Annotated in this window: 12 protein-coding genes; all 12 read left to right on the forward strand. The window is 60.5% G+C overall.

Annotation, left to right across the window (positions count from 1 at the left end; all coding sequences use genetic code 11):
- The first annotated feature begins 2 nt into the window (after positions 1 to 2).
- Positions 3 to 770, forward strand: coding sequence for an imidazole glycerol phosphate synthase subunit HisF (hisF, locus tag DBR44_RS11190; protein ID WP_124644133.1), 768 nt, complete (start codon positions 3 to 5; stop codon positions 768 to 770).
- Positions 767 to 1,156: a phosphoribosyl-AMP cyclohydrolase gene (gene hisI, locus DBR44_RS11195; protein WP_124644134.1), complete on the forward strand. Its 390-nt coding sequence runs from the start codon at positions 767 to 769 to the stop codon at positions 1,154 to 1,156. Before hisF ends, hisI begins: the two co-directional genes overlap by 4 nt.
- A gap of 124 nt (positions 1,157 to 1,280) precedes the next feature.
- Positions 1,281 to 1,601, forward strand: a complete 321-nt coding sequence (locus DBR44_RS11200; RefSeq protein ID WP_103524731.1) for a phosphoribosyl-ATP diphosphatase — start codon at positions 1,281 to 1,283, stop codon at positions 1,599 to 1,601.
- A gap of 22 nt (positions 1,602 to 1,623) precedes the next feature.
- Complete coding sequence (locus DBR44_RS11205) at positions 1,624 to 1,947, forward strand: histidine triad nucleotide-binding protein (protein ID WP_124644135.1); 324 nt, start codon at positions 1,624 to 1,626, stop codon at positions 1,945 to 1,947.
- A 58-nt stretch (positions 1,948 to 2,005) separates the two neighbouring features.
- Positions 2,006 to 2,209, forward strand: coding sequence for a Sec-independent protein translocase subunit TatA (tatA, locus tag DBR44_RS11210; protein ID WP_124644136.1), 204 nt, complete (start codon positions 2,006 to 2,008; stop codon positions 2,207 to 2,209).
- A 15-nt stretch (positions 2,210 to 2,224) separates the two neighbouring features.
- Positions 2,225 to 2,737, forward strand: coding sequence for a Sec-independent protein translocase protein TatB (gene tatB / locus DBR44_RS11215; protein WP_124644137.1), 513 nt, complete (start codon positions 2,225 to 2,227; stop codon positions 2,735 to 2,737).
- Positions 2,734 to 3,477, forward strand: a complete 744-nt coding sequence (tatC, locus tag DBR44_RS11220) for a twin-arginine translocase subunit TatC (protein WP_124644138.1) — start codon at positions 2,734 to 2,736, stop codon at positions 3,475 to 3,477. The genes tatB and tatC overlap by 4 nt, the downstream gene beginning before the upstream one ends.
- Positions 3,474 to 3,821, forward strand: a complete 348-nt coding sequence (locus tag DBR44_RS11225; protein WP_124644139.1) for a DUF2069 domain-containing protein — start codon at positions 3,474 to 3,476, stop codon at positions 3,819 to 3,821. The genes tatC and DBR44_RS11225 overlap by 4 nt, the downstream gene beginning before the upstream one ends.
- A gap of 234 nt (positions 3,822 to 4,055) precedes the next feature.
- Positions 4,056 to 6,224, forward strand: coding sequence for a type I secretion system permease/ATPase (locus DBR44_RS11230; protein ID WP_124644140.1), 2,169 nt, complete (start codon positions 4,056 to 4,058; stop codon positions 6,222 to 6,224).
- The gene (locus DBR44_RS11235) at positions 6,224 to 7,633 is read left to right on the forward strand and encodes an HlyD family type I secretion periplasmic adaptor subunit (RefSeq protein WP_124644141.1); all 1,410 of its coding nucleotides are present in this window, start codon (positions 6,224 to 6,226) and stop codon (positions 7,631 to 7,633) included. The genes DBR44_RS11230 and DBR44_RS11235 overlap by 1 nt, the downstream gene beginning before the upstream one ends.
- Positions 7,630 to 8,238: a response regulator transcription factor gene (locus DBR44_RS11240; RefSeq protein ID WP_124644142.1), complete on the forward strand. Its 609-nt coding sequence runs from the start codon at positions 7,630 to 7,632 to the stop codon at positions 8,236 to 8,238. The genes DBR44_RS11235 and DBR44_RS11240 overlap by 4 nt, the downstream gene beginning before the upstream one ends.
- Positions 8,239 to 8,414: 176 nt before the next feature.
- On the forward strand, positions 8,415 to 9,805 hold a 1,391-nt coding region (locus DBR44_RS11245), incomplete at its 3' end, for a retention module-containing protein (protein ID WP_124644143.1).

Consider the following 9,805-nt stretch of genomic DNA (forward strand, 5'->3'; position numbering starts at 1 on the left):
ACATGACTCTGGCCAAACGCATTATTCCCTGCCTGGACGTGACTGCCGGTCGCGTCGTCAAGGGCGTCAACTTTGTCGGGCTGCGCGATGCCGGCGACCCGGTGGAAATCGCCCGTCGCTACAACGAGCAGGGCGCCGACGAACTCACCTTTCTGGACATTACCGCCAGCTCTGACGACCGTGATCTGATCCTGCATGTGATCGAATCGGTAGCCGAGCAGGTGTTCATCCCGCTGACGGTGGGTGGTGGCGTGCGCAAGGTGGAAGACATCCGCCGTCTGCTCAACGCCGGTGCCGACAAGGTGAGCATCAATACCGCTGCCGTGACCAATCCGGATCTGGTGCGCGAAGCGGCCGCCAAGTTTGGCAGCCAGTGCATCGTGGTGGCGGTGGATGCCAAGGCAGTGACCCCGGAAAACGACCGCTGGGAAGTGTTTACCCATGGCGGGCGCAATCGTACCGGCATCGATGCGGTGGCGTGGGCGCAGAAGATGCAGGAATATGGTGCCGGGGAAATCCTGCTCACCAGCATGGACCGCGACGGCACCAAGATCGGCTTCAATCTGCCGCTGACCCGGGCCGTATCCGAAGGCGTGGGTATTCCGGTGATTGCCTCCGGTGGCGTGGGCAATCTGCAGCATCTGGTGGATGGTGTGAAGCTGGGCAAGGCGGATGCCGTACTGGCGGCCAGCATTTTCCACTTCAGCGAATACACCGTGCGCGAGGCCAAAGAGGCCATGCGTGACGCAGGTATCGAGGTACGGCTATGAGCGACTGGCTGGATGAAGTCAAATGGGATGCCCAGGGCCTGGTGACGGCGATTGCCCAGGATAGCGCCAGCGGCCGTGTGCTGATGGTGGCCTGGATGAACCGCGAAAGCCTGCAACTGACCGCTGATACCGGCATTGCCCACTACTGGAGCCGCTCGCGCCAGAAACTGTGGAAAAAGGGCGAGGAGTCGGGCCACCTGCAAACCGTGCAGGAGCTGCGGCTGGATTGCGATGGCGACGTGATCGTGATGCAGATCCAGCAGGCCGGCGGCATTGCCTGCCATACCGGCCGCGAAAGCTGCTTCTACCGCCGCTTTGAACATGGTGGCTGGACGGTAGTGGATGCCGTGCTGAAAGACCCGCACGCTATTTATCACCAGCACTGAGTTGCGCCGCATCAAATGGCGGCAATGCTCACCCGCTACAATGGCAGCCCATGCCAAGCGCTAACGGCCGATGTCCGAATCGGCCTATACTTGCCGAATTCCCAGTATGCAAAGGTGAAGCATCATGACCTTCGATGTGCTCAAGACGGTTGCCGATACGCTGGAAGCCCGCCGCGAAGCGAGCCCCCAGTCCTCTTATGTCGCCTCGCTGTTTCACAAGGGTGAAGACGCCATTCTGAAAAAGGTGGCAGAAGAAGCCGCCGAAACCCTGATGGCCTCCAAGGACAAGGACAAGCTGCATCTGGTGCGCGAAGTCGCCGACCTGTGGTTCCACACCATGGTGTTGCTGGCTTATCATGGCCTGCGCCCGGAAGATGTGCTGATGGAGCTGCATCGCCGCGAGGGCATTTCCGGCATCGACGAAAAAGCCTCCCGTCCTTCCTGAACCATTCGTACAGGACCAAGCAATGAGTGACTGCATTTTCTGCAAGATCGCCGCAGGGGACATCCCTTGCAACAAGATTTACGAAGACGCGGATGTCGTCGCCTTCCATGACATCCGCCCGATTGCACCGGTGCATTTCCTGATCATTCCCAAGCTGCATGTGGCCTCGCTGGCCGACTGCGGCCCGGAACACGAAGCCTTGCTGGGCCGCATCATGGGCTTGGTGCCGAAACTGGCAGCAGAGCAGGGCCTGAGCGCCGGCTTCAAGACCGGCATCAATACCGGTCGTGGCGGTGGCCAGGAAGTGTTCCACCTGCATGTGCATGTTTTCGGCCACAAGGGCTGAACGGTTTTGACGGTGCGCCGCTTGCCGGCGCGCCAGACTATTTGGAAAGGAAGTAGCAATGGGTTCTTTCAGTATCTGGCACTGGCTGGTGGTGCTGTTGATCGTGGTGCTGATTTTCGGCACCAAAAAACTGAAAAACGTGGGTGAAGACCTGGGCGGCGCGGTGCGCGGCTTCAAGGAAGGCATGAAGGGCGAGAACGAAAAGGCCGACAAGCCTGCCGAATCTGGCCGCATCATCGACAACGAATCCGACAAGAAATAACCCACAGGGCGCGCCGTGTTCGATATCAGTTTTGGTGAGATCCTCCTGATCGGCATCGTGGCCCTGGTGGTGCTGGGGCCCGAGCGGCTGCCCACCGTGGCCCGTACTCTGGGTGCGCTGGTGGCGCGCGCGCAGCGTTTTGTTGCCAGCGTCAAGGCCGACATCCATCAGCAGGCCAATCTGAGCGGGCTGGATGGCCTGCGCAACGATATCCAGGATGCGGCCAATAGCTTCAAGTCGCAGATGGAAAGCGAAGTGCAGGGCGTGCGCCAGGTGATGGCCGAGCAGTCTGCCCAGTTGCAACAGCTATCCGGCGAGGCCACCGCCCCCTTCGTGGAAGCCGAACGCAGCATTCACGGTGGGCTTGATCTGCAGGCACCTGCCGCGCCAGCGGCCGTGGTGTCGGCACTGGTGGTGGAAAACAGTGCGGCCGAACCGCCTGCGCGCGACGAAAACCAGCTCGACCTGTTTGATGATCCTCCTCCGGCTGCCGCGCAGCCTGCTACCGAATCCCGCCCTCACGCATGAACGAACAACCTCTGCTTGCCCACCTGCTGGAATTGCGTACACGGCTGGTGCGCGCCATTCTGGGACTGCTGCTGGTGTTTCTCGGCCTGTTTCACTGGTCTGCTGACATCTACCATCTGCTGGCCAAGCCGCTGCTGGATGCGCTGCCCAATGGTGGCAGCATGATCGCCACCGAAGTCACCGCCACCTTTTTCGTGCCGATGAAGCTCACCATGCTGGTGGCCTTCCTCATCTCCCTGCCCAATACCCTGTATCAGATCTGGGCCTTTGTGGCCCCTGGGCTGTACAGCCATGAAAAGAAGCTGATCCTGCCCTTGGTGGTGGCCAGCGTGCTGCTGTTTTTGCTGGGGATGAGTTTTGCTTATTTCCTGGTGTTTCCGGTGGCGTTTCATTTCTTTTCCATGATGACGCCCAGCGGGGTGAGCATGATGACGGACATCGACAAGTATTTGTCCTTCGTCATGGGTATGTTCCTGGCCTTTGGCGTCACCTTTGAAGTCCCCATCATCGTCATCGTGCTGGTGCGCATGGGGGTGGTGTCGGTGGCCAAGCTGCGCGAGGGCCGGCCTTATGTCATCGTCGGCGCCTTCGTGGTGGCCGCGGTGGTGACCCCCCCCGATGTCTTGTCGCAAACCATGCTGGCGGTGCCGCTGTGGTTGCTGTACGAAGTAGGCATCATCATGGCTGCATTCATGGCGCGTCCCGCGCCAGCCGAACCCGCCGGAAATCAGGAAAAATGAACCGCAAACTGTTTCACTATGGAGCGACTGCCAGTCTGGTGGCGCTGATTCTGCTGACCCTGGCCTGGGAGCTGTGGCTGGCACCACTGCGGCCGGGCGGCTCCTTCCTGGCGCTCAAGGCGGTTGTGCTGCTGGCCCCGCTGATGGGCATCCTGAAAGAGCGGTTGTATACCTATCAGTGGTCCAGCATGTTCATTCTGGCGTTCTTCACCGAAGGCATCATGCGCAGCTGGGGTGACCGTGGCCTGTCGCAGACGCTGGCCCTGTGCGAGGTAGCCATCAGCGTACTGTTTTTTGCCTGCGTGCTGGGCTTTGCCCGCAGCTTCAAACGACCTGCGCATTGAGTCCAGTGCGGCTGATATTTTTTTCAAAACCTGCCTTGTGCAGGTTTTTTTATGAGGATTCAGCTGTAATTACAATGAAGTACTAAAAATAACAGCTTTTAATGGCATTATTTTCAAGTAAATATTTTAACTATTCTTAACAATTTGCCGATATAGCAGCTTCCATTAGAATGTCGGCATTAACGGCGACCCGCTCACCAGCCGCCAACAACAAAAGCATATTGAGGGCAGCGCATGCATTCCCCTTCACCGGAACCGCAACATAGCTCCATTCCCCTGCAGGCAACCCATCTGGACCCCTTGCTGGATTGCCTGTTCGCTCTGGCGCGTTCCTATGGCATCAACGCCACCCGCGAGTCGCTGGTAGCGGGTATTCCCCTGATCAACAACCGGCTGAATCCCTCGATGTTTTCGCGCTCGGCGCGGCGGATCGGCCTGACTTCGCGCGTGGTGCGCCAGCCGCTGGACAAGCTGCGCGAGCAGCTGCTGCCGGCCGTGCTGCTGTTGCACGGCGATGAGGCTTGCATCCTGCGTGGGATCGACCGCGAAAGCGGCATGGCGCGCGTGAGTTTTGCCGAGCTGACCGAAGCGGAAACCAGCATTCCGCTGGCTGATCTGGCCGGGAAATATGCCGGCCTGGCCATTTTTGTGCGGCCACGCTTCAATTTCGAACGCCGCGCGCCCGAACTGGGCGAGATCCGTTCGCGCCACTGGTTCTGGCAGACGGTTTACGGTGGTCTGCCGCTGTATCGCGATTCGATGATCGCCGCCTTGCTGATCAACCTGTTTGCGCTGGTCATTCCACTGGTGTCGATGAATGTCTACGACCGGGTGGTACCCAATATGGCGACCGAAACGCTATGGGTACTGGCGATTGGCGGTCTCTTGGCGCTGATTTTCGATTTCCTGCTGAAGATGACCCGGGCCTATCTGATCGACCTGGCCAGCAAGCGGGTGGACGTGACCCTGTCCAGCCTGATCATGGAGCGGGTGCTGGGTATTCGCATGGAAGCCCGGCCGGCCTCGGTGGGGGCGTTCTCGTCCAATCTGCGCGCCTTTGAAACGGTGCGCGATTTCATCGCCTCGGCCTCCATCACGGCGCTGATCGACCTGCCTTTCGTGCTGATCTTCCTGCTGGCCATCCTGTGGGTGTCGCCGCTGCTGACCTTGCCGGTGGTGGTGGGCGGGGTGCTGATGATCGTGTTTGCCTTGTTGATCCAGGAAAAAATGAAAGAGCTGACCGAAGCCACCCTGCGTGCTTCGGCCCAGCGTAATGCCCAGTTGGTGGAAAATCTGGCCGGGCTGGAAACCATCAAGATCCTGGCGGCCGAAGGCCAGCAACAGGGGCACTGGGAGCAGGGCACGCTGTATCTGGCCCAGGTGGGCGCGCGGCTGAAGCTGCTGGCGACCTCGGCCAATACCTTTGCCGGCTTTATTACCCAGCTGGTTTCCATCGTGATGCTGGTGCTGGGTGTGTACCAGATCATGGACGGCAATACCTCGCAGGGCGGGGTGATTGCGGCGGTGATGTTGTCCGGCCGTGCCATGGCACCGTTAGGCCAGCTGGTGGGGCTGCTGACCCAGTACCACAATGCCAAGACCTCGCTGTCTTCGCTGGATGGCTTCATGAAAATGCCGGTGGAGCGCGAGCAGGATGCCAATTTCTTCCATCGCACCAGTTTTCAGGGTGAGATCGAATTCCGCAATGTGTCCTTCAGCTACCCGGACAATCCGCAAGTGGCCTTGCGCAATGTGTCGTTCAAGATCAAGGCGGGCGAGCGGGTGGCCATTATCGGCCGTGTCGGCTCTGGCAAGACCACCCTGCAAAAACTGATTCTCGGCCTGTTCCGGCCAACGGAAGGCTCGGTACGCGTTGACGGCATCGATATCAACCAGATCGACCCGGCTGAATTGCGCCGCCATATCGGCTATGTGCCGCAGGATTCGGTACTGTTCTATGGCACTTTGCGCCAGAACATCGCCATGGGCGCGCCGCATGCGCACGATGCCAGCATTGCCGCAGCGGCCGAACTGGCCGGCCTGGCCGAGTTCATCAACGGCCATCCGCAGGGTTTTGACATGATTATTGGCGAGCGCGGCGATTCGCTGTCCGGCGGCCAGCGCAAGGCCGTCACCATCGCCCGTGCGCTGCTGAATGCACCGCCCATCCTGTTGATGGACGAACCGACCAGCAATATGGACAACAGCACCGAAAACCAGATCAAGCAGATGCTGGTGAAGGTGATGGCCGGCAAGACCATGATCATGGTGACCCACCACAATGCCTTGCTCGAGCTGGCAGACCGGCTGATCGTGATCGACAACGGCACCATCGTGGCCGACGGCGAAAAAGCCGCCGTGATTCAGGCATTGCAGCAGGGCCAGGTAGGGAGGGCGAATTGATGAAAACGACCTGGAAGCAAAAGCTGCAAGGCTGGATCCTGCGCGGGCAGGACAAAACCTCGCCCTACTGGGACAAGCTGATGGACTGGGCCGCCGCGCGCGACCTGCAAGACCGGCTGGACTTCGCCACCGATGGCGACTGGGCCATTCTGGAACAAAACCCGGGGCGGCCGCGCGTGTTTGTCTGGACCATGCTGGGCCTGTTGGTGGTGGCCCTGCTGTGGGCCGGCCTGTCGCAGATCGATGAAGTGGCCCGCGGTGAGGGCAAGGTGGTGCCGGTTTCGCAAAACCAGCACATCCAGAGCCTGGATGGTGGCGTGGTCTCCAAGATTCTGGTGAAGGAAGGCCAGATCGTGCAAAAAGGCCAACTGCTGCTGAATATCGACAATACCCGCTTTGTTTCCTCGCTCAACGAAAACCAGGCGCAGTATCTGTCCCTGCTCGGCAAGGCGGCACGGCTGCGGGCCATCGCCAATAATGTGCCGTTCGAACTGCCCAAGGAAGTCAGCGCCCAGGCTCCCGATGTGGCCAAGCAGGAAATGGATCTGTACCTGACCAAGCGCCGCGAACTGGATGCCACGGTGTCCATTGCCCGCCAGGAGCTGACCCAGCGTTCGCAGGAGTTGAACGAGGTGCGCGCCAGATACGAACAGGCGCAGCAAGGCTATCAGCTGACCCAGCGCGAGCTGGCCGTTACCAAGCCCCTGAAGGAATCCGGCGCGGTGTCCGATGTCGACCTGCTGCGCCTGCAGCGCGATGTATCGCGCTATCTGGGCGAGCGCGACATGGCCGGGGCGCAGATTCCCAAGCTGCAGGCTGCCATCAGCGAAGCCAACCACAAGATTCAGGAAGTGGAGCTGAATTTCCGCAATCAGGCCAGTGCTGATCTGTCCGACACCATGGGCAAGATCAACAGCCTGTCGGCAGGCAGTTCCGGCCTGGCGGACAAGGTGAAGCTGTCCGAGGTGCGCTCGCCGGTGAAGGGCGAGGTCAAGCGCCTGTTCGTCAACACCATTGGTGGTGTGGTGCAGCCGGGCAAGGACATTCTGGAAATCGTGCCGCTGGAAGACTCGCTGATGATCGAAACCCGTGTTTCGCCACGCGACATTGCCTTCCTGCGCCCTGGTCAGCGTGCCATGGTGCGTTTTACCGCCTATGACTACACCGTGTATGGCGGGATGGAGGGCAGCTTGCAGGAAATCGGTGCCGATACGGTGACCGATGACAAGGGCAATGCCTTTTATATCGTCAAGGTGCGTACCAGACAGGGCGCGCTGGGCGAGAAGCACCTGCCCATCATTCCGGGCATGGTGGCCCAGGTGGACATCATGACCGGCAAGAAGAGCATTCTTTCCTACCTGTTGAAACCGGTGCTGCGCGCCAAGGCAGAGGCTTTGACCGAACGATGAGCGACAGTGTGATCCTGATTACGGCCAGCCCGGCGCTGGCCGACTACTGGGCCGATAGCCTGGGCCTGCAAGATGCCTTGCGATTGGCTGATCTGGCGGTGCTCAACCGCCATGCCGTGGCGGCGGACAGCCTGGTGCTGGTCGATCTGGCCCAGCAAAGCGTGGTGGAGCAGGACATCGTCCAGGCCTGCCGTCATTGCCGGGTACTGGCGCTGTCCTCGCAGCCCAGCGATGCGGAAGGCCTGTACTGGCTGCAATGCGGAGCGGTGGGCTATGCCCATGCCATGAGCACGGGCGATTTGCTGCTGCAGATGTTCGAGACCGTAGCCGCTGGCGGCACCTGGGTGGGCCGCAGCATCATGCAGCAGTTGTGCGCCCGTTTCGGCAGCCGCCTGCCAGCGACACCGGCATCGCCGCTGGCTGCCAAATTGTCCGAGCGCGAGCTGGCGGTGGTGGAGGCGCTGCGTCAGGGGAAAGCCAACAAGGAGATTGCCCGTTTGCTGGATATTTCCGAACGCACGGTCAAGGCGCACCTGACATCGGTATTCCAGAAATTCGGGGTGGAAGACCGTCTGCAGCTGCTGCTGAAGCTGACGGGCGGCTAGTCTTCCTCCTGTTAGCGTGCAAAGCCGTAGTGCCTGCTTGGCACTGCGGCTTTGTTTTTAAACAATGCTAGGAAGTTTCTGAAAATAATTAGGAAATTGCCCTTCAGTACAATAGGTTTTTCCCAGTCTCCTGACTAATCTGGGCGCAATACTTATTGCGTCTTCAGGAGTCAGTTATGAATGCCCCCGCGATCCAAGGTCAGGTTGTTGCCATCCACGGTGTTGTCAAAGTCATCGATGCCCAGGGACACGAGCGCATTCTCAAGGCTGGCGACATCATTCAGCCGGGCGAGCATGTCGTGTTGCTGGATGGCGCCACACTGACTGTCTCCCGCGCCGGTGGCGACAGCATCACGGTGGATGGCCCACGTGATCTGGCACTGACTGACGAAACCCTGATGCCGCAAAGCACCGACAAGAGCGAGGCCGCCGTGGCCAAGCTGGCCCCGGAAGCGCAACAAGTATTGGCCGCCCTGGAAAATGGTCAGGATCCGCTGGCGCAGCTCGACTCCGCTGCAGCCGGTCTGAATGCGGGCGGTGCCGCCGATGAGGGCAGCCACGGCTTTGTCCGTCTGGTGCGCATCAGCGAAACCCTCAACAGCATCAGCCTGGACAGTAGCGCCACTACGGAAGTGGTGGTACCCACCGTGCAGGGCGATACCTTCAGTACCACGCCTGCGCCAGTGGCTGCTGCAGCGACCACGCCCATCAGCGTTTCCATCGACAACATCAGCGCTACCAACAACGCCACCCCCACCATTCACGGTACCGGCATTCCCGGCCTGACCGTCGTGGTGAGCAATGCTGCCGGCGCTGTTATCGGCAGCGCGGTCGTAGGCAGTGATGGCAACTGGCAGCTGACACCGTCGTCGCCGCTACCGGATGGCACCGACACCCTGATTGCCACCAGCACCAATGCCGCAGGTACATCTGCCAGCGCCACCGGCACCGCCATCATCGATACCACACCGCCGGCCACGCCGACGGTGACCATCGCCGAACATAATGATCCCAACGGCGTGATTGGCGCGGGTGATCTGGTCAACGGCAAGGTGGAAGCCACCGTCAAGCTGGACGCCACCGATCTGGCCAAAAACGGCAGCGCCACCATCGTGGTTAACGATGGCGGCCATATCACCACGCTGGTGGTGCACAGCGATGGCAGCGTGACCGGTGCCGACGGCACGGTCAGCAGCAGTTACAGCAACGGCACGGTCACCATCAGCATGACCCCGCCGGCACAGGACGCAGCAGTCACCATCACCGCCACCCAGACCGATGCCGTGGGTAATACCTCCGGCCAGGGTAGCGACAGTGGCACGCTGGATACCGTGGCACCGAGCGCGCCGACTGTGGTCATCGCCACCGACGCCAACCACGATGGCATCATCAACAAGGCTGAGCAGGGCAGCGCGACCACCGATACGGTCAACATCGGCCTGCCGAGCGATGCCAAGGCCGGCGATACGCTGAACGTCACCATCAATGGCGTGGCGCAAGCCGGTCATGTACTGACCGCTGCTGAAATCAGCGCCGGTCAGGTGGTGATCACCCCGACCGCACCGGC

This window comes from Aquitalea sp. FJL05, from assembly GCF_003852595.1.
GTDB classification, from domain to species: Bacteria; Pseudomonadota; Gammaproteobacteria; order Burkholderiales; family Chromobacteriaceae; genus Aquitalea; species Aquitalea aquatilis.

What these genes read in the sequence shown, in the direction of transcription:
- hisF (WP_124644133.1), top strand. Translation starts at nt 3, where the DNA reads ATGACTCTGGCCAAACGCATTATTCCCTGCCTGGACGTGACTGCCGGT.
- hisI (WP_124644134.1), top strand. Translation starts at nt 767, where the DNA reads ATGAGCGACTGGCTGGATGAAGTCAAATGGGATGCCCAGGGCCTGGTG.
- DBR44_RS11200 (WP_103524731.1), top strand. Translation starts at nt 1,281, where the DNA reads ATGACCTTCGATGTGCTCAAGACGGTTGCCGATACGCTGGAAGCCCGC.
- DBR44_RS11205 (WP_124644135.1), top strand. Translation starts at nt 1,624, where the DNA reads ATGAGTGACTGCATTTTCTGCAAGATCGCCGCAGGGGACATCCCTTGC.
- tatA (WP_124644136.1), top strand. Translation starts at nt 2,006, where the DNA reads ATGGGTTCTTTCAGTATCTGGCACTGGCTGGTGGTGCTGTTGATCGTG.
- tatC (WP_124644138.1), top strand. Translation starts at nt 2,734, where the DNA reads ATGAACGAACAACCTCTGCTTGCCCACCTGCTGGAATTGCGTACACGG.
- DBR44_RS11225 (WP_124644139.1), top strand. Translation starts at nt 3,474, where the DNA reads ATGAACCGCAAACTGTTTCACTATGGAGCGACTGCCAGTCTGGTGGCG.
- DBR44_RS11230 (WP_124644140.1), top strand. Translation starts at nt 4,056, where the DNA reads ATGCATTCCCCTTCACCGGAACCGCAACATAGCTCCATTCCCCTGCAG.
- DBR44_RS11235 (WP_124644141.1), top strand. Translation starts at nt 6,224, where the DNA reads ATGAAAACGACCTGGAAGCAAAAGCTGCAAGGCTGGATCCTGCGCGGG.
- DBR44_RS11240 (WP_124644142.1), top strand. Translation starts at nt 7,630, where the DNA reads ATGAGCGACAGTGTGATCCTGATTACGGCCAGCCCGGCGCTGGCCGAC.